Origin of the sequence: Runella aurantiaca, assembly GCF_003339505.1 — a bacterium.
Classification (GTDB): Bacteria; Bacteroidota; Bacteroidia; order Cytophagales; family Spirosomataceae; genus Runella; species Runella aurantiaca.
Map to the genome: position 1 here is coordinate 479,175 of NZ_QPIW01000002.1, position 25,035 is coordinate 504,209.

The 25,035-nt window shown below is 45.5% G+C and carries 20 protein-coding genes; 7 read left to right on the forward strand and 13 right to left on the reverse strand.

Annotated features, from left to right (window positions below):
- The 10 genes from DVG78_RS05115 to DVG78_RS05160 form a co-directional block, all read right to left on the reverse strand.
- Entirely contained in the window at positions 1–387 is a 387-nt protein-coding gene (locus DVG78_RS05115; protein ID WP_114459958.1) for a hypothetical protein, read from the reverse strand.
- Between the two features lie 269 nt (positions 388–656).
- Positions 657–1,529, reverse strand: a complete 873-nt coding sequence (locus tag DVG78_RS05120; RefSeq protein ID WP_114459959.1) for an alpha/beta hydrolase — start codon at positions 1,527–1,529, stop codon at positions 657–659.
- A gap of 122 nt (positions 1,530–1,651) precedes the next feature.
- On the reverse strand, positions 1,652–2,104 hold the full coding sequence (locus DVG78_RS05125; protein ID WP_147276995.1) for a DUF4440 domain-containing protein: 453 nt from the start codon (positions 2,102–2,104) through the stop codon (positions 1,652–1,654).
- A 201-nt stretch (positions 2,105–2,305) separates the two neighbouring features.
- On the reverse strand, positions 2,306–3,817 hold the full coding sequence (locus tag DVG78_RS05130) for a choice-of-anchor I family protein (RefSeq protein WP_114459961.1): 1,512 nt from the start codon (positions 3,815–3,817) through the stop codon (positions 2,306–2,308).
- A 135-nt stretch (positions 3,818–3,952) separates the two neighbouring features.
- Positions 3,953–4,519, reverse strand: coding sequence for a DUF4256 domain-containing protein (locus DVG78_RS05135; RefSeq protein WP_114459962.1), 567 nt, complete (start codon positions 4,517–4,519; stop codon positions 3,953–3,955).
- 23 nt (positions 4,520–4,542) lie between these two features.
- Positions 4,543–4,926: a DoxX family protein gene (locus DVG78_RS05140; protein WP_114459963.1), complete on the reverse strand. Its 384-nt coding sequence runs from the start codon at positions 4,924–4,926 to the stop codon at positions 4,543–4,545.
- A gap of 6 nt (positions 4,927–4,932) precedes the next feature.
- A complete protein-coding gene (locus DVG78_RS05145) occupies positions 4,933–5,412 on the reverse strand; it encodes an SRPBCC domain-containing protein (RefSeq protein WP_114459964.1) in 480 nt (159 codons plus the stop codon).
- Positions 5,413–5,418: 6 nt separating this feature from the next.
- Positions 5,419–5,742, reverse strand: coding sequence for an ArsR/SmtB family transcription factor (locus DVG78_RS05150; RefSeq protein WP_114459965.1), 324 nt, complete (start codon positions 5,740–5,742; stop codon positions 5,419–5,421).
- 176 nt (positions 5,743–5,918) lie between these two features.
- Entirely contained in the window at positions 5,919–7,535 is a 1,617-nt protein-coding gene (locus DVG78_RS05155) for a restriction endonuclease (RefSeq protein WP_114459966.1), read from the reverse strand.
- A 160-nt stretch (positions 7,536–7,695) separates the two neighbouring features.
- A complete protein-coding gene (locus tag DVG78_RS05160) occupies positions 7,696–9,003 on the reverse strand; it encodes a hypothetical protein (RefSeq protein WP_114459967.1) in 1,308 nt (435 codons plus the stop codon).
- Between the two features lie 240 nt (positions 9,004–9,243).
- Here DVG78_RS05160 and DVG78_RS05165 point away from each other — a divergent pair, with 240 nt between their 5' ends.
- Both DVG78_RS05165 and DVG78_RS05170 read left to right on the forward strand, forming a co-directional pair.
- Complete coding sequence (locus DVG78_RS05165) at positions 9,244–10,440, forward strand: DegT/DnrJ/EryC1/StrS family aminotransferase (RefSeq protein WP_114459968.1); 1,197 nt, start codon at positions 9,244–9,246, stop codon at positions 10,438–10,440.
- A 115-nt stretch (positions 10,441–10,555) separates the two neighbouring features.
- Complete coding sequence (locus DVG78_RS05170) at positions 10,556–13,228, forward strand: glycoside hydrolase family 2 protein (RefSeq protein ID WP_114460058.1); 2,673 nt, start codon at positions 10,556–10,558, stop codon at positions 13,226–13,228.
- Between the two features lie 79 nt (positions 13,229–13,307).
- Here the strand turns inward: DVG78_RS05170 and DVG78_RS05175 are convergent, their stop codons facing one another.
- On the reverse strand, positions 13,308–15,875 hold the full coding sequence (locus DVG78_RS05175) for a glycoside hydrolase family 20 protein (protein ID WP_158549970.1): 2,568 nt from the start codon (positions 15,873–15,875) through the stop codon (positions 13,308–13,310).
- A 258-nt stretch (positions 15,876–16,133) separates the two neighbouring features.
- Between DVG78_RS05175 and DVG78_RS05180 the strand changes: the two genes are divergently transcribed.
- The 5 genes from DVG78_RS05180 to DVG78_RS05205 all read left to right on the forward strand — a co-directional run bounded on the left by DVG78_RS05180 (position 16,134) and on the right by DVG78_RS05205 (position 20,824).
- Positions 16,134–18,476 carry a hypothetical protein gene (locus DVG78_RS05180; RefSeq protein WP_114459970.1) on the forward strand — a complete coding sequence of 781 codons (2,343 nt, stop codon included), beginning with the start codon at positions 16,134–16,136 and terminating at the stop codon, positions 18,474–18,476.
- Positions 18,477–18,479: 3 nt separating this feature from the next.
- On the forward strand, positions 18,480–19,388 hold the full coding sequence (locus tag DVG78_RS05185) for a dihydrodipicolinate synthase family protein (RefSeq protein WP_114459971.1): 909 nt from the start codon (positions 18,480–18,482) through the stop codon (positions 19,386–19,388).
- Positions 19,389–19,445: 57 nt separating this feature from the next.
- On the forward strand, positions 19,446–19,679 hold the full coding sequence (locus DVG78_RS05190) for a hypothetical protein (RefSeq protein ID WP_114459972.1): 234 nt from the start codon (positions 19,446–19,448) through the stop codon (positions 19,677–19,679).
- Positions 19,680–19,998: 319 nt separating this feature from the next.
- Entirely contained in the window at positions 19,999–20,304 is a 306-nt protein-coding gene (locus DVG78_RS05200) for a hypothetical protein (RefSeq protein WP_114459974.1), read from the forward strand.
- Positions 20,305–20,335: 31 nt separating this feature from the next.
- The gene (locus tag DVG78_RS05205; protein ID WP_114459975.1) at positions 20,336–20,824 is read left to right on the forward strand and encodes a hypothetical protein; all 489 of its coding nucleotides are present in this window, start codon (positions 20,336–20,338) and stop codon (positions 20,822–20,824) included.
- 74 nt (positions 20,825–20,898) lie between these two features.
- On the opposite strand, the gene DVG78_RS05210 is transcribed toward DVG78_RS05205, so the two are convergent.
- A complete protein-coding gene (locus tag DVG78_RS05210; RefSeq protein ID WP_114459976.1) occupies positions 20,899–23,061 on the reverse strand; it encodes a polysaccharide lyase family 8 super-sandwich domain-containing protein in 2,163 nt (720 codons plus the stop codon).
- A gap of 176 nt (positions 23,062–23,237) precedes the next feature.
- Positions 23,238–24,965, reverse strand: coding sequence for a tetratricopeptide repeat protein (locus DVG78_RS05215; protein WP_114459977.1), 1,728 nt, complete (start codon positions 24,963–24,965; stop codon positions 23,238–23,240).
- Positions 24,966–25,035 lie beyond the last annotated feature (70 nt).

The window sequence follows — 25,035 nt, forward strand, 5'->3', positions numbered from 1 at the left end:
TTACATTCGGTCGGCTAAAAAGCGATTAAACTCCGCTTTTAGATCGGCATAGATTTCTTTGAAGGTGGTGATTTTAGCGTGGGTGGCTTGGTGGTCGCCAAAAAGGTGGCGGTCTATCGCCACGGGGTTTTCTTTGGCATAATTGGCCAGCCATTGCTCATGAATAACCGCTTCGTGATTGAGCGTGTCCAATTGCTCTTGTTGAATAATGAATTGATTTTGGAAATGTTCAACCTGTATTTTTACCTCTTGGGCGGTGTTTTCAGCAGCGATTTCTTCCAGTCTTTTGTTGAAAATGCTCAATTCGTCTGCGTAAAATTTCGCCTCCGTCAGCCATGTTTGATGTTCAGCGTGCAATTCGTCGATGTGTTTTTTCTGTGTTTCCATGTTCTACCAAAGGAGTTAAATTCCTTGGAGTAAGGTCATGAATTCGGAGGCAGCAAGGAATGACAATTGTCAGGTTTTAAGCTGATATTTTATAGAAAATACATGTTTTTGTATTGATAAACAGATGGTTATATGTTTTTGTATTGAAGCGATGGGCGACCTATCATTCTCTGTACCATCTTGAGAGAGGCTCCTCTATGGCGCAAAAAAAAGGCGGTGAAAAACACCGCCACTGGCACAAACCCAAAAACTGACTTCTTGCTCTTAAATCAATATTGATGAAACGCATCGGATACAAACGATAGCACCGTGGGTAAGGCTTTGCGCCAATACGTCCAAGTATGCCCGCCGTCGTGAATGCGGAATTCGTGCGGAATTTCTTTCTTTCGCATCGCTATGTGTACCAAAGAGTTACCCTCAAAAAGAAAATCATCATCGCCACAATCTATGTACCAGCGCACCGCCTTTTTTTGGTCGTCGGGTACATTTTTGATTAATTCCAACACACTCTGACGCTTGTAGTACGCTTCCATTTCGGCATCGGTGTAAGTCACATCGGGCTTCGTTCGTTTTAACTGGGCTTTTACATCCTCCAAAGTAAGCGGCCCCGTAGCTGCGCTGAGCGGGCAGGCCGACGAGAACAACTCTGGATGATGCAGCGCGTAGGTAAACGAGCCGCCGCCGCCCATAGATAAACCCGCCACCGCTCTAAACCGTTTTTCGGTCTTAATCCGGTAGGTTTTCTCCACGTAAGGCATCAATTCCTGAAAGAAAAAATCCTCGTAACGCCATTCATTTTTGGGGTCGTTGGCGTAGCCACGGGTGCCCGTGTTGGCATCGGGCATAACGATTATCATGGGCGTAGCGGTGCCATCACTGAATGCTTTTTCGGCAATATGCTGTACTTCACCAAATTGCACCCAGCCCGTTTGGTCGTCGCCAGCGCCGTGGAGGAGGTACAGTACGGGATACGTACGCTGCGAGGTCTCATAATTGGGTGGTAGATAAATGGCAAATTTTCGATCGCTTTTCAGGATTTTACTCGGCACACTCAGATTATCAAATACTTTGCCCGATTGAGCTATCAGCAGTTGAGTGGCCACGAACAGCGCTACAACGGTAAAAAGAAATGGTTTTTGCATGGTATTTCAGAGATTTCGGAGGTTTAAAAACCAAATAGCAGATTTGGAATGTACGTCTAAAAGGAAAACAAGGGTAGATTTTTACTTCCCTGATTTCCACCGAAAAAGACTCAAAAACCAGTTTATTTGGGCATCGGGGTAGAGTGCATTTGAGTCAGCCACCAGCGGCGGTTTTTCTTAACCAAAATGGCACTTTCTAGCCATTTGACGGTTCTTTTTTCGTTGGTCTCGGCATGGGTTAGCGAGGCGGTATTGTAATACCCCACCCACGCAATGTCTTTTTTGACGTTGATCCGAATGAAGTTAAAGGCATTGGTTCTTACCCACACCCGCTTCTGCGCCTGCCGTTTGGCCACGAAGTTACGCAAGGTATCAGTTGTCCAGAGATACCCCACTTCGTAGAGTTCAAACTCGGGCGTGCAGTTGCGCTCCATGTATTTGAGGTCATTTTGGGAGAACAGCTCAAAAAAATCGGCAATGACATTTTTAATGGCCACGGTGTCTTTCGCCAACTCCTGAGCGAAACTACTCAAGGGCAGATATCCTAAAAGGCAAACAAGGAGAATTTTTTTCATGGGTTTGTCGAAGTAAGCAGGCAATTAACCGATTTTACGGCGTTTGGGCAAGGAAAATTAGCAAAACGGCTTAATAACCTTCTTAAGTAGAATGTAGACCTCATTGATAAAACACAAAATTTGTAAAAGCTTCGGTAATGCTAAAATGACATAGGCTGCCCCGCATAGCAGGACAGCCTATTTTTGTATTAAGGATAAATTTTACTGAGGCATGTACACTTTGATGACGCCATCGTTCTCGCTGCTGACCACAAACAAACTCTTTTTAACGGGGCTGTTTTGGGCGGGAATAAACAAAACGCCTTCTGGAGCATCGCCGCTTTTGAGTATTTGTAAAAATACCGGCAGAGTGGGGTTAGTTACGTCGTAGATTGCCACCGCATCTGCTCTTTCCATACCCACAAAAGCAATCTTACGACCGCCTACCGTACCAACCGCGATGCCTTCGGGTTCTACGCCTTTATCGTCGCTTCGACCGTCATCGTATACACCTGCAGTTACGGCGCGTTTTTCGAGGTCGTTTTTACTGTCGAATACCAAGCTACCATTGGCACCATTCCAAACACTAAACGAACGGGCACCTAAGGAGTAAAGTGCTTCGAGTTCGCCATCCCCGTCGGTGTTTCCGAGGGTTGTGGTGATGTTTAGGCGGCCCAATTGCGTCGCTTGTTTCAGCGTGACAGCCGTGGGGAACACGGCAGGGTCAAGCGTAACGGCATTGGCGCTTATCCTGCGTATCTCCGAGAATCCGGTGTATTCGCGGGCATCTCCTTCATTGGCGGTAAATAAATAAGGGGTTCCGCCAGTTTCTACTACGGCAATTGCGTCGGGTTGATACATGCCAAATACGGGCCATTTCTTAAACGCTACGGCATTGTCCTGATCACTTACGTCGATGGCGTTTTCGTCCAAATTGTAATTTTTGAAGCCTAACGGAAAAATGTCAGTGATGGTTTTTGACGCGAGATTGATTTTGGCAATGGCATTGTTTTCCTGCAAGGTCACCCACGCCGTTTTTGAATCTTCAGAAACGGTAATGTATTCAGGCTCAATATCTTTAACGATGTCGGCGCCAGGGCCGTATAGCCGAAAACCCTTAGCCATCAATGCGGAGAGTTGGGGGGCAAAAGCCGCAAAATCAAGCGTAACAACCGAATAGTTGTTGTCTACCGAAATGATAGAAACAGTACCAGCGGGGTCGACGGTGTAAGCGTCGTTTGGCTCGCCTTCATTGGCAGTAAGAATAAATCGCCCGTCGGGTGAGTAAGTTATCATATCGGGCAATGCTCCCACGGGAATCACCTTTAATTCTTTGTAATCTATGGTGTTGAAGATAACCACTTTCCCGTTTTCTTGCTTATTGAGGGATTCAATGGCTGCTGCCAGTTGACCTTTGTATACACTTACGCTGTTGACCGCTCCGCCGTAAGGGGCCATGCTGATGCTCCCGATTACTTTCATCGCCGCAGGATTGCTAAAATCAATCACGTCGATTTTGTTGATGGGGTTATTCCCCGCTACGTTATTGTTGACCACAAAGAGCCGACCCGTGACGGGGTCGTAGGCGCTGATTTCAGCCGCGCCAATATCGCCAATGTCGATACTACCTATTTCGGCAAAAGTAGAGGGGTTTTCGTTGGCGGGGTCAAGACGGTGATCGTCGCAACTGATGATGACGAATAACAGCGCGAGAGAGAGTAATATTTTTTGCATAGCGTTTTATTTGCAAAAGTACCCTCCCGGTATTACGCGGATATGAATAAACCATTAAGTGATGGTTAAATGTAAGAAGGACGTTTTGTACTATTGGGCTATTTTGCAAAAAACAACCAAAGACTTTTAAATGGCTCAAACCCTTAGCGAGCCACGAAACCCTCGGGCAGCGTAGTAAGATTCGGCACCGTTGTGATACAAAAAGACGGTGTCGTAGCGACGGTCGCAAAAGAGGGCACCACCGCGCTTTCTAATTTCGGCGGGCGTTTGTACCCAGCTTGAGGTTTTCAGATCAAAATTCCCCAATTGCTGCAACTGTCGGTATTGTTCTTCCGTTAAAAGCGCAATGCCCATGTCGGCGGCCATCTCAACGGCACTGTTTTCAGGTTTATGTTCTTTCCGTGACTCCAGTGCTTCATGGTCATAACATACACTTCTGCGACCTTTAGGACTTTCTGCTGCGCAATCATAAAAAATAAACTCGTCGGTCTTTGCATCATAGCCCACCACATCGGGTTCGCCACCGCTGATTTCCATTTCATCAAGCGACCACAGTTTTTCGGGGTTGGCTTCCAGCTTTGCCAGTACGTTAGTCCATTCCAACTCCTGGTGTCGGTTTTTGTTTTTCTCAAAGCGCGCCTTCAATACGCTGAGTAGTTCTTCCCGTTGGTCCGACGACAACTCCTTTTTAGTGTTATTCATGGTTTTTTAAGTTTATTGACTATTTATTGAGCAACAAAATTGGTTTTTCTATCGGCGGGTCTGAAATACCACGATACCGCCGTCAGGATTAGTAACAATAACGGGCCGAACAGCTCTTTTGGGGAATCACCCAACAAAATATGTGAAAATACCGCTCCCGACATGGCAAAGAAAAAGCCTGCATACGCCCATTCTTTCACTAACGGAAATTTGGGAATAAGCACAGCTACCACTCCCAATAGTTTCCAAATACCTAGCAGGGTTAGGAAATACACAGGATAGCCCAAATGAGCAAACATATCCACTTCTTCTTTCATTTTTAATAACTGTACAATTCCAGTGGATAGCATTCCCAAGGCCAACCAGACAGTAGCTATCCAGTAAATGATTTTATTCCGTTTTGTCATAATGGATTATTTTAATGGGTTTAGAATGTCCTGTATTCGGTTATGAGCCATGTTGATGCCTTGCGCAAAGGGTAACTTGAGCATTTGGTCTCGGTCGGCCACGGAGCGATAAAGGATATGCATAGTGAGTTTGCTGGTGGCATCGGTGAGTTTTTCAAATTCCAAAAACTCCAACTGAATGGGAAATCGGTATGCCGAAGCGGGGGTATTTTCCATTTCAAACGTCCGGGTGATTTTCTCGGTTGGCACAAATTCATGGATTACGCCGTTGAAACCGTGTTTGTTTCCCTTCGGGTCGGTGGTTTCAAATTGATAACTGCCGTGCTTTTTGTTCTCCAATTTCAGCACCTTCGTTCCCATCCACTGCTCCACAATGTTGGGCTCTTCGTAGGCTTTAAACAATAATTCTAGGGGCAAATCAAATTCCCTCGTAATCGTCAAGTCCTGTTTGCCGTCTTCGGCGTGGATTTTTGTTTTTTGTTCCATGCTGTTTTATTTTTCTGTTTTGTAATTTTTCATAATCGCTTCCAATTTGTTAAATCGGTCGTCCCACATTTGGCGGAAGGGCTCAATAAAATCATCTACTTCTTTCATTTTCAGCGCATTGAGGTGGTAGTAGATTTCCCTGCCGTTTTGTTGTTGTTGCAGCAATTCACACTCGGTGAGTATTTGTAGGTGTTTGGAAACCGTCGGGCGGGCGGTGTCAAAGTTGGCCGCGATGGCCCCCGCCGTCATAGCTTGCGAAGCCACCAGCAGCAGAATAGCCCTCCGTGTGGGGTCGGCGATGGCTTGAAATACGTCTCGTCGTAAGTTCATCGTGTAGTCATTTGACTACAAATATATACGTAGCTATTTGACTACGCAATTTTTTTTGAGATTTTTTTTAGGGGGGAAACCTCGGAGTATTCCTCACCCTTGGTCTACGGGGACACAGGTCAAGGGGGGGGCTTTCAATGAGAAAACTAGAGAAAATAAGGATAAATACGGATGAATTAAATAGGATCTGGCATAATAATTTCGGCTTCTACACCGATTTGAGCCAATAAATACAATAATCCACTTCCATCAATTAATTCTATGGGTTTATCCTTTGAAAATGTATATGCATCAGCACCATACCAACTTGTTGAGACTAAAATCCCTTTAGTAGCACCTTCATTTATCATTGTACCATACAAGTCTCTAACTGCTGAAACTCCGACTAAGTTTTTATACCTCTTCGCTTGAATAACAATTTTTCCACCAAGAACAGGGCGTAAATCAAAAGCAACAGCATCAATACCTCCGTCTTTCGATGACCTCGTTTGTTTTGTTTCAAGTCCCATTTTTGAAAATAGGTTTGTAACAAGGTTTTCAAATTCAAATGGGTTTAAATCCATTAAATTGGGTCTATTGCTGAGAGAAGAAACTATATCTTGTTCTGTAACATATCTTTTATCTACCATTGAAAACTCTTTAATAGGTTTAACTGGAAAAAGTCCACTTAGTGAGGGAGATATTTTGGCGGATAAACTCTGAATACATTGTATAGGCTCAACTCTTGAAAGATTTATGTTAGCAAATTCATCTTTAGAAACAGATATGCTTAAAAGAATTGGAAAAATAGTTTTTCCATTAGCTTTATCTATAGTCTCAACAAATCCGTTAAAAATTACTACTGAAATAAACCCTCCTTGATCAGCCTCTATCACCTCATGTATGGTTCTAATCGCCAAGCTTGTAACCAGGTTTTTATAACAATTATCAATATCAGCTTTCTTTCTAAACTTTTCCTCAATAACATCTTTTGTTTTGATATATTTGTACTCCAAAACATTAGGAATTATATCAATATTGGGCAATTTAAATTCTATTAAAAGCTCTCCTGCATCTTTATTGTATGCTAATTTGAAGTCTCGGTCCCAATCAAAAAGGTAATCAGAGTTTTCAAGAACAATACTGACATAAGCTGAAACCGATTCTTCATCTCCTGATAAATAAGAGGCTTTAAAATCATCTACATCTTGACATTTCCTTTGAAAATCTAAGTCGTACTTTTTTTTAATCTCCTGCAATTCTCTTTTGTATAATTCTATTTCATTCTTTCTTTTACTTACTTCTGATTTCCATTTTTCATATGCTGCTTTAAAATTTGATTCTGCTTCCTCAATTTTATCAATCCAAATTTGTTTTGAAGATTTAAATAAATATCCCCATATAGGCATTTTTCCAACAGAATTAATAAACGTTTCTTCTTCTGGTTCATTTGGAAAAACAAGCATACCTTCAGGTATTTCTTCAGATGGAGCCTTATATTTTGGTTTTAGAGTTTCAAAATTAATTGTATCATCTATTCTTAGAGTTTCATTAATAATCCCAGAATTCAAATAGAAAAATTTTTCATTATCCTCATTAGTTAATTCTAAGGCTTCTTCGATTCTTAATTCTAAATATTCTTGTTTTGCTCTTTTGGCATTTTCTTTCTCAAATTTAACGTATTCTCTTTCTAGCTGTTTTTGATGCCTTGCTCTGGCGGAAGCCTCTCTACGTTGAGCAGCTTCATATCTTCGTGAAGCCCTTGCTCCTGCTCTTGCCGCTGAAACCAATACCCTAGTAAAACTACGAGCCATAAAAAAGTATTGAAAGGTTAATTATTTTGATATTGTTGTAAATAGTAAACTAAATGACGTGGGCTTCTACTCAACAAAATCAAAAAACTTATCCAACGACAAAACCCCACAAAAAAGGCGTCGGTTTTCCAACGCTTTTTTTGTTTTTTAAGACTATTTATCACTTCGCTTCCTCCACTGGCGGCGGTACACCAAAGCGCTTTTGGGCGCCTTTCAACTCGTCGTGGGAGTTGATGAGGATGAGCGTCAGGAGCGCAAAAACGACCAGCAAAATGCCGAAATTGACGCCCCATTTCTTGGGCGCAAGTGGTTTGGCGCTAAACTCGGGTTGGGCTTTTCCAATCAACAGGGCCACGATGACCCAATTGACGATGTAGAGATACTGCTCAATGCGGTAACCACTCATAAAAGCACCCGTCACCAACAGGCTGAACATCACATACAGCCCCCAATGACCGAGGAAAAGGGTATAAATTTCGTTGGCGCTGTAAGCAAGCGGATTAGGTTTGTTTTGATAAAAACGCACCCACCAAAAGGCCGTAAACGCCACCACCAAACCAATCGAAGTCCATTGTACTCCCACCAGTACGGGGCTGTCTTCGGCCAAAGCCAACTTACTAAAAATACCCTGAAGGCGCTCTAAGTCAAAGGATTGATCCCAGACAATAAATGGAATCACCAACACCACCATCAGCAACGGAAACCAAACCTTAGATTTGGGTTGGGCATCGTCGGTCTTTTCCCATTGAGAAGTCAGCGTGCCGTAAGTCATGCCGAGTCCGCCGAAAAAGCCTAACGAATATTCCATTACGTTCCAGAAATTGAACTTAATGCCCGAAATATGGCCAAGTACTTGCAGAAAATTTCCAAAACCAAAGCCAAAGCCGCCGCCCAATCCTGTAAACACGGCCACGCGCAAGGCTGAATAATGCTTATTTCGGACCAGATACCACGTCAAAGCCACGGCCGAGCCAAAGCAAGCCGCCCACATTTCGGAGCGCGGTGGGGTCATGCGCCATTCAAATTCTTCAATCATAAAGAAGTAAAAAACAATCGCCCCAACCACCATTTCAATGATTACTTCGTGCCATTTGACGGGCTTAGCAGCTGAATTTTCCAACGCTAATCCAAACAAACCACCTCCTACAAAACCGTACAAACCTCCAATCACAAACAGCATCAGCAAGCCGTAATAGACGTTTACAAGCTCAATTCCGCGCCCGTAGCCCACCACGATTCCATAACTCGCCAAGCCGCCCAAGCCCCAGCCAATAGCCCCTGCAAGGGTAGCGGCAAAGGCTTTGGCGTACCAATCGGCACGTTTGGCCACGAGCAAAACGCTCAACGAACCAATGGCCCCCGCCCAAGCAGCGCCGTGTTCGTGACCGAATTGTCCGCGAATGGCCCAGGCCGTCCCGAGCGCCATTCCTACCATGAGCATCGCAAAATAGAGTTGTTTGTTTTTCATCTTGAAAGAAGGTATTTTAAAGGTTTAGTGTCGTTTGTAGTTTATACAGTTTTATCGAAAAAAAAGGCTACTTTAAGGTGTATTTTGGGTCACACAGTTGCACAAAGTTTTTCTCTGTGTAACTCAGTTTCTCTGCGGCAGGCGCTCCTGTGGTTAATCAAAAGGCGCTGAGTAAAAGAATAGCCCAAAACGCCCCCAAAACAGTATTATAGCTTATACTAAGAAACCCATTATAATAAAGTGGAAATAGCCGAAAAAACCGTCAAGAAGATCTTTTCTTGGCCCATATTTGATGAAACCGAAGTAGAAGCCGTGGCCGAAGTGGTCAGGAGTGGCAAATGGGGAAATCCCGATTGCGGCGATTTGGTCGAGGCGTTTGAGAAAGAATTTGCCGTGTATTGCGGCAGTAAGTACGCCGTTAGCTGCGTCAACGGCTCGGTGTCGTTGCGGTTGGCGCTGATTGCCTGCGGCGTAAAGCCCGGCGATGAAGTCATCGTACCGCCTTATACGTTCATTGCCACGGCCTCCACGGTCATCGAAGCCAACTGCGTGCCCGTTTTTGTTGACTTGGACCCCGATACGTACAACATTAGCCCCCAAGCCATCGAGGCCGCCATTACGCCGCGCACCAAAGTTATTATTCCCGTGCATTTCGGTGGACAGGCCTGCGACATGGAAGCCATCATGGACATTGCCAAACGTCACAATCTGCGCGTCATTGAAGATGCCGCCCACGCGCACGGAGCTGAATACAAAGGCAAAAAACTAGGCTCCATCGGCGATGTGGGCAGTTTTAGTTTTCAATCTTCCAAAAACCTCACGGCGGGCGAAGGTGGAATTGTGGTGACCGACGATGATGAACTCTACGCCATGATGAACTCCCTGCGCAACGTGGGGCGCATCGAAGGCGGACAATGGTACGACCACTATAATCCAGGTTGTAATTACCGCATTACGCAAATGCAGGCGGTATTGCTCTCCGCTCAACTCAAACGCTTGGAGGCGCAGACCCTCACACGAAACGAAAATGGGCTATATTTGAACCAATTGTTGGACCAAATCGACGGTGTTACCCCGTTAAAACGCGATTCAGACATCACCCTGCACTGCTACCATATTTATATTTTCAAATATGACAAAACGTACTTTGGCGGACTGAGCAAAACCGAATTTGTGGAGCGTTTGGCGGCAGAGGGCGTGCCATGTTTCCGAGGCTACCCGCATCCGTTGTACAAACAGCCGTTGTTTCAAAACAAGAATTTTATGTGCTACGCCATTCCTGACGATGTAGACTATACGCAGGTCCATTGTCCCGTGGCGGAGCGCGCGTGCAGCGACGAAGCCGTGTGGATTTTGCAACACGCGATGTTGGGAACCAAAGAAGATATGGAGTCCTTCGCGGAAGCCATCCGAAAAGTTCAAAGTGAAGTTATTTAATAATTTTACTGCAATGGACGCAATAGAATTTCGCAATAGACGCAATTTTTTCTCTTTGCGCCTATTGCGGTTAACCATTGTGCCCATTGCGGTTAAGGAAATATTGCGAACTATTATGAATAAAAATTGCAAAATTCTTCTTGCCTCTTTAGTTAATCTATTATTTCTCACAAGCTGTGGGTCAAAAATCACCATTGAAGACCGCGCCCTCCGCGACGGTTGGATGATTGCCTCCTCCAAAGAAGTAACAGGCGATGCCAAAGCCCTCTCGGAGAAAATCAACGCTTCCGACAAATGGTACAAAGCCACGTTGCCCACCACCGTTTTGGGTGCTTTGGTTGACGCGGGCGAGTACAAGGATGTGTTTGTAGGAAAGAACCTGGAAAAAGTGCCGCGTGCCCGTTTTGAAAACAACTGGTGGTTCAGAAATACCTTTACCGTTGAAGACTTTGATGCGCAAAAAGAACAATTGCGATTGTTGGTAGAAGGCATCAATTACCGCGCAAATTTTTGGGTAAACGGAAAGCAAATCGCCACGCAGGATACGCTGTTTGGCGCATTTCGTCAGTTTGATCTGGACATTACTCAAGCGGCCAAAAAGGGAGAAAATACGCTTTTGGTGGAGATTTTTCCGCCCAAAGTTCGAGATTTTTACATGGGTTACGTCGATTGGGCACCCACACCTCCCGATCATTTCATGGGTATTTACCGCGACATTCGCCTTAAACGTTCGGGTAAAGTATCGCTTAATGCGCCGTTTGTAGCCCCCGATGTAGATACGAAAGACCTAGCCAAAGCGAGCGTAACCGTCAGTACCGAAGTACATAACCACGGCAGCGAAGCCAAAACGGTAGAAGTTTCGGGCAAAATAGAAGACATTACGTTTAAGAAAACCGTCCAATTGGCCCCCAACGAGCGGCAGGAAGTGAAGTTTACACCGCAGGAATTTGCGCAATTGAACCTCAAAAACCCACGCCTTTGGTGGCCGAATGGCTTGGGAGAACCCGCGATGTATAAACTCGAATTGGAGGTCAAAGAGCAAGGAACGGTGCAAGACAGCCAATCCACAAAATTTGGCGTACGAAAAATTGAAACCGCACTCAACGACAAAGGCGTACGCGGCTACAAGGTCAACGGCCGCGACGTACTCATCAAAAGCGGGGGTTGGGTAGACGATTTGTTTTTGCGGTTCATGCCCGAAAAAGACGCAGCGCAATTGCGTTACGTCAAAGAAATGAACCTCAATTCGCTGCGTTTTGAGGGGATTTGGGGCAACAATCATCACCTCTATGACCTCTGCGACGAAAACGGAATTCTGCTCATGGTCGGTTGGAGTTGTCAGTGGGAATGGCCAGATTATCTGGGCATGGAGCTGAAAATAAAACCCGGCGATGAAAACTTACCTATCAATGAAGGCGTGGATCTGTACGCGGTAAAACTCACGCCGCAGGAAGAGATTTTGCTTTCCAACTATTTCCGCGACCAAGTGAAATGGCTGCGCAATCACCCAAGCATCTTCACGTGGGCGGGCGGCAGCGATGCCATGCCGAAGCCTTCGTTGGAAAAAATGTACCAAGAGACCCTGAAAAAATATGACCCCACGCGGGAGTTTTTGGTATCGTCGGGGGCATTTGTGAGCACGATTTCGGGCTCGTCGGGTATGAAAATGAACGGGCCGTACGAATACGTGCCGCCGGTGTATTGGTATGAAGATAAAAAATTGGGCGGTGCTTATGGCTTCAATTCCGAAGTGGGCCCCGGCCCGCAGATTCCGCCCGTAGAAAGCATCAAAAAGATGATTCCTGAAGCGGATTTGTGGCCTGCCGACAACAAAATGTGGAATTATCATTCGGGACGTAAAGACTTCAATACGATGGGGGTATACCTCAAAGCCCTCAACAACAAATACGGCACACCGACCAATTTGGACGATTTGGCGATGAAAGCGCAGTTGATGAACTACGAAGCGATTCGTCCCATGTTTGAGGCGCATATTATCAATCGCCCTACGGCTACGGGCGTAGTGCAGTGGATGCTCAATTCGCCGTGGCCAGAGTTTTATTGGCAGTTGTACGATTATTACCTGATGCCGACGGGCGCGTATTACGGCACCAAAAAAGCCGCTCAACCGCTCAACGTGGTGTATGATTATTTCAATCGTACTCTTCATGTGAGTAACGACACCCGTGCCGCCATCAAAGGCTATCAGGCGGAAGTGAAGCTGTTGGACCAAAATTCAAAAGTGATTTTTGAGCAAAAACAAACGTTTGATGTAGCAGAAAATACCGTTCAGAAATGGCTGCAACTTCCTGCATTACAGGGTAAAAATCAAGTCTTTTTCCTATCGTTGAAACTCAAAAATGCGGCCGGTGAAGTCGTGGCCGATAACTTCTATTGGCTGCCTACGAAGACCGATGAGCTGGACTGGAAACAGTATTTTTGGTTTTATACACCCCAAAAACAATACGCGGATTTTACGGCATTGAATACATTACCCAAAGTAAAACTCCAAACTGAAAAGGCCATCAAAGAGCAGGGCGACGAGTACGAAGTGGCCGTAAAACTGACCAATCCTTCGGATAAAGTGGCGTTTTTCATCGAACTGGAATTGGCCAAAGATGCCAAAGGCGCGGCGATTTTGCCCGTTTTTTGGACGGATAACTACGTGTCATTGTTGCCGGGTGAAACCAAAACCGTCAGTGTGAAATGCTACAAAAAAGATGCTGATAATAAAGCTCCAGCGGTGCGAGTGAAGGGGTATAATTTGGAAGAGATTTTGGCTTTGTAAGCCAGTATTATTTGTCATGCTGAAAGCATCTATGGCGTAGAATGAGCGCTTTTTAGATGCTTTCAGCATGACAAAATACCTATTTCGCATTCTCTACCCAATGATGAAACGCCTCCACATTCGGAGCTCCTTCTTCGGCGAAATGCGTGATGCCTTCTCTTTTTACAATGGTATTGAATTTTAAATAGGTACCATCCACCCGCGAAAACGTTGGGTTTTTGCGGCATTTTAAGTACAACAACGGCAGCGAAGCCATTTCAACACGACGTAAAATTTCATCATTGTCCGCTACTTTTTCGGCCTCTTTGAAGAGCTTGGAGGCCTGTTGGACAAAATCGCCCGCGAAAATGACATCATCAGGTTTGAGTCCCAAATGAATGTGCGTGTCGGGGGTAATTCTTCCCTGAAGCAAATCATAATATTGGCGAATGTACTTACCCGCGCGGCCGTAGTAGCCAACCATAAAATCATCCACCACTTCGTTGGCGTTGCACTCCGGATTCCAGAGTAACTTGGAAATCAGGTAGGCCTTCAACTCCGCAAATTCTCCGCCGCGACTCTGGTAAGCCGCCTGCTCCATGATACCGATGGCGTTGTTTTCCTGAAAGGTCTTGATGTTGGGTTGCAGTACCTTGAAATTAGGATACGGCATGATGTAATGCCCAAAATTGACCACATAATCCCAGATGTACATGTGCGGGGCCAAGGTCGACCAGCCTTTGAGGTCTTGCAAAAACGATTGATTTTCGGGGCAAGATTTGAAATCATGCGCAAAACAGCACTCAATGCTGCAAAGCCGCACCACGACATTGTTGCGCGGACGAATGCTTTTGGGCGGCGTGCGGGTGTATTGATAGGCCAACGTTCCGATAAATTTATTTGGAAACTCCTTTTCCACGGCCTCGGCTACTTGATTTACAAACCAAATATTGATGCCCGATTCGCCGCCTTCACGCTGCACAATTGCCTGACATTTATCGCATTGGCACGGGTTGTACCAGTCGTTTTGCGATACATCATAGATCAGGTAGTCGGGACTTTCGCGCATCCGTTTTTTGATGCGGTCGGTGATGATTTGCAACACATCTGGATTGGAAAGGCACAATTGTGCGCGGTCGTGGGTACGTTTGCCTTCAATCAAACTGTAATATTCCGGGTGCTTACCGAAAAACTCCGCAGGCGGCATGAGCGGATAAAAGGTGTGCACCGACCAATATGCCTCCACGCCGCCGGGCTGTTGCCGCTGATTCATCGCACCGTTCATCTTGTTGCGTGCCGCCCACGTCGGGTCAAAGGCTTCGTAATAAAAATCATTGCGCACCCGTACGCCCGGCGCTTCCGAATGGTCAAAATGGGTGAAGACCAACTCGTCTCTTTTGGGAATGACCTGCACCGTGGGCGTATAAAACCGACAACCCAATTCGTTTTCCAGAAAAGTCATCACGCCGTACATGGTGCCGCGTTGACTGCCGCCGTAAATCAAAATATCCTGTCCTGTGTTGCAATAACGAAACGATTCGTCAAGTTCGGCAGGTGGGGTAGCATCGGTTTTTGTTTTGATAAACTCATTAAAACCTAGCACAATTTGTGGTCCGTCGAAAGGTTGATTTAAAGACTGAATCGGCAATTCTGCCCCGCTGATTTCTTTCAGCCACCGCTGCAATTCCTGCGCGGCCCACTGCTCGGAAGCGGAGGCCGTGGCAGCCAACGCAATGCGATAACTTGATTTTTTATGAGAAAACAGCGTGTAATTAATGCGCTTTCCTGCCTCAAATGGGATGAGTTGCATCAATTTTTCTCCGTTTTTCAGTTGAATGTCAACCTGCGCCGTAAACGGCTGTAAATGACTGATTTTTAAATTAAGCGGATGGGTAAAGTCGCGACCTCTCTGTTCGGCTAGCACCACCTTTTTTTGGTTGTCACGGATGGAATACTGAATACTTTGGATCAATTCATTCAGCACCGTGGTCGATAACTCAGAAGCCAATTCGGCTTCGCCGTTTTCCTTGGTGGTCACTTTGAAAATGCCCCCGTTCGCAGTCAGTTTTTGGGTCGAAAAGGGGAACAATCGAACGCAGAACTCCCACCGATTGCCCCGCTCTTCTACTTTGAGAAGCAATGTGTTAGTGCCTTTTTTGAGGGTAACGGGGATGACGTCATCATCGACGGTCAGGCCGCGCGCGCCGGGTGCATCCCACACTTCTACCCCGTTGACCCACAATCGTCCGCCGTCGTTGGTGCCCAGCGTTACAAACCAAATGCCCGCTTCGGGAGCCTGCACTTCGGTGTAGGCGTAGGCACAAATGTTGTCTTCCTGCGAAATGGTTTTGTTCAAATCAATGATGGAATCCGAAGTGGTATGCTGCTGCCATTTGGCGGTGCCGTTGGGGTGTTTGACCGCGTCGCCTGCCTTGATTTTTGGATTTTTTTCACCGCCGATTTTGCCTAAAAAGTCGTTGTTAAATCCCACCAAATGGTCCCATTGTTGAAACGCATCCTTGGGTTTTTCCAACGAAAACGGCCCACACAACAGCCACGTCTGGAGCCATTTCCCTGCTGCGATGGGTTGAGGAGTAACTTTTTGGGCGGAGCTTTTTCCCGTAAAGAAGAATGTGAAAAAACAGAGGTATAGAGTAAATTTTTTCATGGTAGAAGGTTTAGGAAGAGGGATATATGAAGTACCTTTTTTAGGGAGAAAAAGGCTATTGTCCATCTTGTCATGCCGACGACAGGACCGGGCCGCCGTCCTTTAGTCCCTTTTTTATTTATTGTGCTTCATTGATAGGGTTTTAGGCCCTTACAGGGTGACAAAGCGAGGTGACAAAAGAGGGCTTTTGATATTCTTCAATAGCCCAAACCTTTACCGTATGAGTAATACAACAACATTCATTTGATTTACAAACCCATGTTTTCTAAAAATACTTTTTATCTCTTTAGCCTCCTTCTTTGCAGCGTACTGACGCTGAACGCGCAACCTATTTCCCTCAAAAATGCGACGATAATCGTTGCGCCGTCGGTGCCATCGCCTATGAAGGAAACCGCCGCGCGGATGTTGACGGAAGAAATTGCAAAGCGCACAAATATAACGCTTAAAACAGCAACTGCTTGGCCTAAAACAAATGCCATTACGGTGGCGCTTGTACTTTCCGGTGACCGTGAATTGTTGGGGAAAACCATTCCTGTTCGAGACGATAAAAGTGGGGCAGAATACCGGGCAGAAGGCTTTCGGGTGGTGAGTGAAGCCAACGAAAAAGGCGGGGTTGTGTGGATCATCGGGGCCGATGCGCGCGGGGTTTTGTTTGGAACAGGTTGGTTATTGCGGAAACTTCAGTTGGCAAACGGCGTGGCGCAGTTGGACACTAAAGTGGATTTTGCTTCCTCGCCAGCGTATCCCATTCGGGGGCATCAGTTGGGGTATCGCCATACCGCCAACTCGTACGATGCGTGGAGTGTGGCGCAGTATGAACAGTATTTCAGGGAGTTAGCCATTTTTGGTGCCAATGCCGTGGAAGGAATTCCGTTTCACGAAGATGAAAAACCCAATCCGCATTTTAAGATTCCTGCCTCAGAAATGCGTATAAAAATGGGGGAATTATGCCAACTGTATGACATGGATTATTGGGTTTGGACACCTGTTACATTTGAGTTGACCGACAAAGAAAAACGCGCCGCCGAACTCAAACTGCACGAAGAATTTTATAAAAACTGTCCGCGCCTTGACCATATTTTTGTACCCGGCGGTGACCCTGGCGACAACCATCCGAGCGAGGTGATGCCGTTTTTGAAAGACCTATACCAAATTCTCACCAAATACCATCCCAAAGCTAAAGTCTGGATTTCGTTGCAGGGTTTCAGCGTGGAGCAGGTGGATTATTTTTATCGGTATTTGGCCGAAAATAATCCTGATTGGTTGCAGGGCGTAGTCTCAGGGCCGAGCAGTCCGCCGATGGCGGAGACGCGCTTTCGTTTACCGAAAAAATACCAACACCGGGAGTATCCCGACATCACGCACAATGTCCGTTGTGAGTTTCCAGTGCGGGGTTGGGACCAAGCTTATGCACTGACATTAGGGCGTGAAGCGTCCAATCCGCGTCCGTATGCCTTTGCCGAAATCCATCAGACTTATGCACCGTTTACCGACGGGTTTGTCTCTTATTCCGACGGTTGTCACGACGATATTAATAAAGTAATTTGGAGTATGCGCGGCTGGAATCCGCAGACGGATGTGCGAGAAATTTTGACCGATTATACGAATTTCTTTTTTGGGAAAACCGTTACGGAATCCGCCGCCGACGGGATTGCGGCGCTTGAAAATAACTGGAAAGGGCCGCTCGTTCAAAACGGCGGCGTAGAGGCGACGTTTGCATTTTGGAAAAATCTCGAAACCACGAATCCAGCCTTAAAAGGCAACTGGCGCTGGCAGATGCTGTTGCTGCGGGCCTATTATGATACCTATACAAAACGCAGATTGACCTACGAGCAATCACTTGAAAAACAGGCAAATGCGCTATTGTTGGAAGCTCCAAAAGTTGGTGTGGAAAAGGCCATGCAAGCGGCGTTGGAAACGGTGAACAAAGCTGATAAAGTAAATATTGCACCCGAATTGCGTCAGAAAATTGAGCAGCTGTGTGCCGATTTATTTGCTTCGATTGGCTTACAAACGAGCGTACAGAAGCATCAAGCCAAAAGTCACGAGCGCGGGGCTGTATTGGATTTAGTAGATTACCCGCTCAATAACCGTTGGTGGCTAGCCGATGAATTCAAGAAAATCAATGCATTGCCTTCCAACGAAGCCAAATTGCAACGACTCAAAACAATCAGTACGTGGGAAAACCCCGGCCCGGGAAGTTTTTACGATGATGTTTCGAGCGTGGCCAAAGGCCCACGCGTCAAGACGTTTTCCGACGATGCGACGGACGTGGCGTGGTGGCAGGACGGTTTCAGTCGGACGCGGCTTTCGTCGCAGTTATTTCAGAAATGTCCTGAATTGGTCTATGACAATCTGCAACCGGGTGCGCGCTACATTATCCGAGTGGTAGGCGAAGGTGAAGCTTTGTTGCGGGTAGATAACCATCGCCTGCAACCGACTGTTTATAATCGCGAAACCGAGAGTGTGAAAGAGTGGATCGTGCCGCTTTCGCTGACGCAGGATGGGAAATTGCACGTGACGTTTGATGAGCCGGAAGAGTCGCATTTGAACTGGCGCAAGCAGTCTAAGATTTCGGATGTTTGGTTGTTGAAACAGTAAGATATGAAAGAACTCTTGCCGGTTTCGGGCATTATTACCGTTTTGAATACACCTTTTGACGGGCAAAATCGTGTCGATGAAGCTTCGCTTCGACGTAATGTACAGTATGGTTTGGCATCAGGCGTAGCGGGTTTTTTGGTGCCAGCAATGGCTTCGGAGGTGTATTCATTGGAAATAGCGGAGCGGTTGCGCATGGTGGAAATCGTGACGGAGGAAGTGGCGGGACGTGTTCCGATCTTTGCAGGCGCGGGTGAACGCAACGCTGCCCGACAACAGGAAATGGTACGGCACTACGTACAAATGGGTTGCCGACATGTATTGTTTCAAATTCCGTTTGAGAACGAAACCCAATTCAAAAAGCAATTTTATGACTTGGCTGCCATCGGTCCCGAAATCATCATGTTGCAGGATTGGGATGCCAACGGTGTGGGCCTCTCGGATGCGCTCATTGTAGAACTTTTCAAGGAAGTAGACGCTTTTCGCAGTCTGAAAATAGAGACTGTCCCTGCGGGTGTGAAGTACAGTCGTATATTGGAATTGACTGATGGAAAGCTGCATTTGAGCGGTGGCTGGGCCGTGACGCAGATGATAGAGGGCCTGAAACGCGGCGTTCACGCGTTTATGCCCACGGGCATGCACTTGATTTATACGACGATTTATAAGTATTTCAAAATGGGAGAAATCGAAAAAGCCGAAGCCTTGTTTTATCGGTTGCTCCCCGTGTTGAGTTTCTCCAACCAACACCTCGATATTTCGATTCATTTCTTCAAACGTCTTCTGCACCGCCAAGGGATTTACAGCACGCCCAATACGCGGGCGGCGCTTTTGCCGTTTGATGCCGTTCATGAGCAGATGGCAGAGGCGCTGATTGAGCGAGTGATGACGATGGAAGCGGAATTGAGGGAAGGGTAATTGGTATTTGTAAAGAACTTTTTTGTTATCTTTGGTAAAGAATAAAATAACAAAAGTATGTCAACTTTAGAATTGAAAGCGGAGATTCATAAGAAAATTGATGCCCTGGATAACGTTGCCGAACTGATTGACCTGAATCTGTCTTTAGATTGGTTTATGCAGCAAAAGTTGACAGATGAGGAAAAAACAGTCTTAGAAAGATTAAATCAGGCCAAAAAAAGCGCGGATGAAGGGACAGGGATTTTGCACGATGACGTAATGAAAGAAGCAAAGCAATGGCTAAAAAGGTAATTTGGCAATCCAACGCAAAAGAAGATTTTAGGGAGATTGTCAATTACCTACTGGAAACATGGCCTTCTGATGTAGCTGAGAAATTTATGGATCAGTTGATAAAGTTCAGGACTTAATTCAACTTCACCCAAGTTTAGGCATGAGAGTAGGGCGATTACGTTCAGTCCGGAAAATTGCCGTCCCTCCTTATTATTCGTTGTACTATACTTCATTGAACGAAGAAATTTGGATTCTCAATATTTTGGATAATCGTCAAAATCCTGAAAAAATCTGATAGGCTAAATTTTCCTTCTTTATATGTCAGTAATTTTATGATTCTATGGCATTAGACTTTTATAGGCTTGATAACAATGAATACCTGTTTAAACTCGAAGGCAAGGAGTTAGCTGATTTAGCTGAAATATTTAACATGTTCACTCAATGGACGGGACTTTTCATCGACCCATACGGAGACATAAAATTGCCTTTAGAAAATCAGGAAATATTAATCAGGGTTATTGATGAATACATTACCTCGACGGATCTTAATAAAGACAAAGCTAAGACAAGTTCAATTTTGGGATTTAAAGGACTTCTTCTGTATTTCACTAAAAACAAAGTTGATTTGCAATTGAAGGAGGATTGAATATTTAGGTTAATAAAAGCAAGGGGGGAAGATGGAAAACACCCTCAACGGCGCTAATTCCCTTTCACAAGTACGTTTTACCTATATGTCAAAAGAGATTTCACAAAGCGAAATAAAAATGCCAATTATGGTATTTTTGGATACGGATATGTTTATAAAAAATGACGAAAAATTTATTGTTAGAAAATCATCTGTACCTTTTTACAACAGTAATCATGTAACTATCATTGACAGTGCAGGAAAAATGTTCAACGTTGATAGTATCGAACTAATAGGGACAATGATTTGGTGGCACTTTTTTAAGAACGGTTTTTATGATTATTACAATGCCTACATTAGAGTAAAAGATGTTCGAGAAATCAGCCTTAAAGAGTTTAAGGGAAAAATATTATTGTTCATTGAGCAAAATCCTAGATATGGGTGGAGCAGGGTTGCAAAAATAAGTCAAATTAAGAATTCTGTTAATTACGCCACCTCATTCCAGCAACTTATAAGTTATTTTAAATACTTTGAAGCCTAAGTTAGTTTCCCCGTCAAGTCCCTTCTAATAAAAAATTGAGGGTGGAAAACACCCTCAACAGCGCTAAAAACCTTCTACAATTTAACACTCACACTTTTACCCGCATAGACCCCCTGCGGCAAGTCCACCACCAATAAGGTCGTATTTTGTTTGCTGTCTGAGACGGAAAAATAGCCTTCTCCTTTGGCGGTGTAAATGCCCGACACGGTGAGGGTCATGCGGCTTAATTTGCGGGAAGGATCGGCGAGGGTGAGTTCTTTCAGTCGATTGCCGTTCATTTTGAGCATTGCCATACCTTGGCTGTCCATTTTTAGTTTTGAACCTTTGGCAATTTCCACTTCGCCGTTCTTGTAAAAAGCCAATTGAATAATTCCTAAGTTTGTGTGCTTTACGGCCTGTAAATCAGGGGTATTGGAAAGAATTTCGATGGAGCGATTCGCGCTGCCGGCTAGTTGTTGCTCCGACACATTGGGCACCACAATGTATTGGTAAGAAGCGCCGTTGGGTTTGTTGCCGTGATTGAACCACAATTTAAACACGTCCTCTTTGACCTCCTCTTTGCTGATGTTTTTCTGGTCCGTAATGTCCGACCAACGCCCCGTTTCTGGCTGATTGGACAGGTTGATGGTGGTGGGCTCGGGGAAAATGTACCCTACTTTGTCGTGGTAAACCCATTTCACCTTTTCGGCCACTCGGTTGCCTTGCGGGAGGGTCTTTTTGGTGCCGTCCTGCATGATGGTTACGTCGCTTCGCATCAATACCTGATTGATGGTGGTGGCAACGGGCAGATCGGGTTTTGATTTGATGTCGGTGCCGAGACAAACGTACTCTTCGTCGAAAAAGAACCACGATTTTTTGGCTTCGGTCATATCGTGCGGGCTTTTGAAATCAAAGGCTACGGCTCCGTACAAACCATCGGTCACGGCCCCTACAAAGTTCGTCAACCCTTCTTTCTGAATGTCTTCTGGACCGTATAATCTGGCCTTTTGCATGATGGTGGTGCCCGATATTTTTTGCCAATCATACACTGCCCAAATGTTGTGGTATTCGTCGCCTTTGAGCATCAGGTAGTTGGTGCCGTCGGCGCGATGATGGGTGGTTTTGCCTGGGCCGTTGTAGGGCTCTTCCATGTTGCGGTTGCGGGTAGAAAACATCCGGACGGTAGTATAAAACCCGGGCCGCTGAAACACAAAATGCTCGGTTTGCCAGAAGAATTTGGCGAACGATTGCGATGGTTTCGCTTCTCCTTTTCGAAGTCGAATGATTTCTTCCAACTCTTTTTTACGGTAATCGGTACTGACCAAAACCCGTTCGATTTCGAGGGTGCTTTGCGGCTGAAAAGAAGCTACTTTCTGTGAAATGCTGCGGTTTTTTACGCTGATGTCTTCGTATACTCCGTACACCATTTGTTTGTAAATTCCGTCCAAATAATAATCCACGAGCTGGTTTATTTTTTCTTTGGAAAACTGATACTTGGTGCCAGCCACATAAAACGACCACTCGCCGTACGCGTTGGCGTATTTGCCGTAGCCGTACGAGGAGGTATTATTGACGCGGTCGACGCGGTGGTGAAAACTGTAATCGTGCTGAATGCCGCGCTCGCCCGTCGCAAATTTCATTTCTCCTTCAATGATTTTGATGATGTTGTCAAACTCCTTTGCATCATTTCTGAAGAGTAAATTTTTGGCCAGAATCCCCGCAATCACGATTCGGTCGCCGCTTTGACGGGCACCCGACGCGCTCATATTGGCGCGGCCAATCATGGGTTGAGCTTTTTCTACCAAGTCTTTGGGCAATTCATCGCCGATGACCAGCATCAGATTCCCCAAGTTAGTGGGCGTCGTGATTTGATTGTCGTGCCAGTTGTCACCCACAAAATCATATTTTACCCAATACTCCAATCCTTTCGTTATCAGGTCTTTTACTTTTTTGTTTTGATAAAAAGCGGAGGTTTTGGTTTTATAGGCTTTGGCCAAATACACCAAATCGCGGGTGTGGCCTCCGTGCGGAAAGCTCGCGGTTCGGCTGAGGTCAGCGTAGTTGATTCCCTGAAAACTGCCGTCGTCGTTCATTTTGGCGATGATGGCTTCGATGGCCTTGTCATTGACGTTGCTGCTCATCAATTCGGTGACGATTCGCCCTTTGATGGTTTCTAAATCTTTATTTTGGGCGTGGCAGAAAGTGGCAAATGCGCTACCAAACAGGACCATCAATAATGTCTTGATACTTCGTTTCATGGTGGATAAACTGGAGGATTAGGGTTTCATTGGCCATGGGAGAACGGCCCTTCTGATAAAAAAGAAGGCTACATAAAGAACTTACTTGACCAGCTTAAAAACCGCAGCCCGAGTTCTCCGAAAAAGTGTCTATAATCCGTTTTTGAGCATCTCCACTGCCAAGAGACAATCTGTCATTATTTTTTCTTCACTATGGCATAAATGCCTTTATCGCCATACTTGCTGGCTTCTTTTAGCTTGATTTCTAAGTCCTTGATTTTGTCAGTGTCGTTTTTCTGAACATACACATTGAGCATAGCATGATAAACGTAGGCACTATTGGGAAATCTTTTGAGCAGTGAAGTGTAAGTTTCAAGGGCTTTATCCCATTGGGTTGCTTTTTCGTGCGTTCGGGCGAGGCTCATGGCCACAGGACGCGCATACAGCGGAGGTTCGCCGTAGCCTAACTCAAGTTCTTGTTTTTGGGCTTTTTCCAGTAGCTTTATCGCCTGCGTATAATTGCCCTCCTCGCTTTTGAGGCAACCTTGCAGTTCCAAAGAGGCCGTATTCAGCGGGTTTTGTAGCCATTTGCTTAGGGTGCTGTCTTTTCCCGCTTGTTTTTCGTTGCGCCACAAAAAAGCGTCTAAACTGTTGGAGAGCTGGGTGGCTTCATTGAGTTTGCCTTTTGCAAGGGCATCCATGCCTTTGCAAAAGAGCAACAAGCCATTTCTAAAATCCATGTTTGACACACTATACACGGTGTCTTTGTCGAGAATTTTTTCCAACTGCGCCGCGGCCTTGTCCCAATATCCAAACGCCATTTCCATTTTGGCGGGTGCCAATGTGCCTTGCTGAAAAAACGTACCGTCGTAGGCTTTTTTTCGCTCTTTGGTCACGGGCATACTTTTCAGTTTTTCGGCATAATACAACGCTTCATTGTGTCTACCGTCGTGGACGCAATTATTAATTAAGTAATTGATATTGTGGATGTAATTCCAGTTGTCCACTTCCTGAATGCCCTCGTTTTTCATGTAAGCCGAATCCACTTTTACCGCCGCTACAAACGAATCGTGGGCTTTTTTGTAATCGCCTACTCGGTTGTAAATATGCCCTGGCATGTGGACAATGTGGCCTGATGTGGGGGCGAGCGAGGTCAATAAATCGGCACTTTTCAGGGCTTTTTCAGGGCAACAATGCTCCATCTGATGAATCCAATAGTGATGAAAGGCGTGGTTGTTGGGGTCGGCTCGTTGTATATCTCGTAGCAGGTATTCACTGTAAATCATGCCATCGTTGGGATTTAAATCAGTGTCAAAACCGCTCATTTTACCTAAGGCCAAAAACAACTTAGCATCAATATCTTCGGGAAATTTATGGACAATCATCTCGTACTTTTTGAGCATTTCTGGATAGGCTTTTTCTTTGAGCGAATCGTCCAAAAGCGCCAGTTGGGCATACAGCTTTTCGTGTTCGTTGGCGGTTTTAAGTAGCTTTTTCAATTGTTTTACGGCATTTTTTTTCTGACCTGCCAGTACGCTGTCTTCCTCGGGGCCAGGGGTTTGGAGTAGTCCCCAATACGGCATTACGGCGGTAGAATCCTGCCGAATGGCTTCTTTGAAGGCGCGGTAGGCCTCAAAATCCCAAAAATCGTGCAATAGGTTAAGTCCTTGATTGAAATACTGTTGTGCTTTTTCGGATTTGGTCTCAATCTTCATTTTTGAGCCCCCGATTCCTGTCATCAACTTGGGGGCTGGGAGGTTATGAATATAAAAGTTTTGTTTTCGTGATGCCTGCATGTGGGCGAGGTGATTATGGCTGTTTTTGGTATCGTCCACGTGGTGGTCGTGCTGGGCGTAGGCATTTGTGTTGGCGGTGAGGCCACAGCTAACGGCGAAGGAAAGAAGGAGCAGGGTAGCGTTTCTCATATACTTGAATTCAAGATCTAAATACAACTTAAACAATTGTTTTACAATGAGTTAAATAAACCTTTTTCAC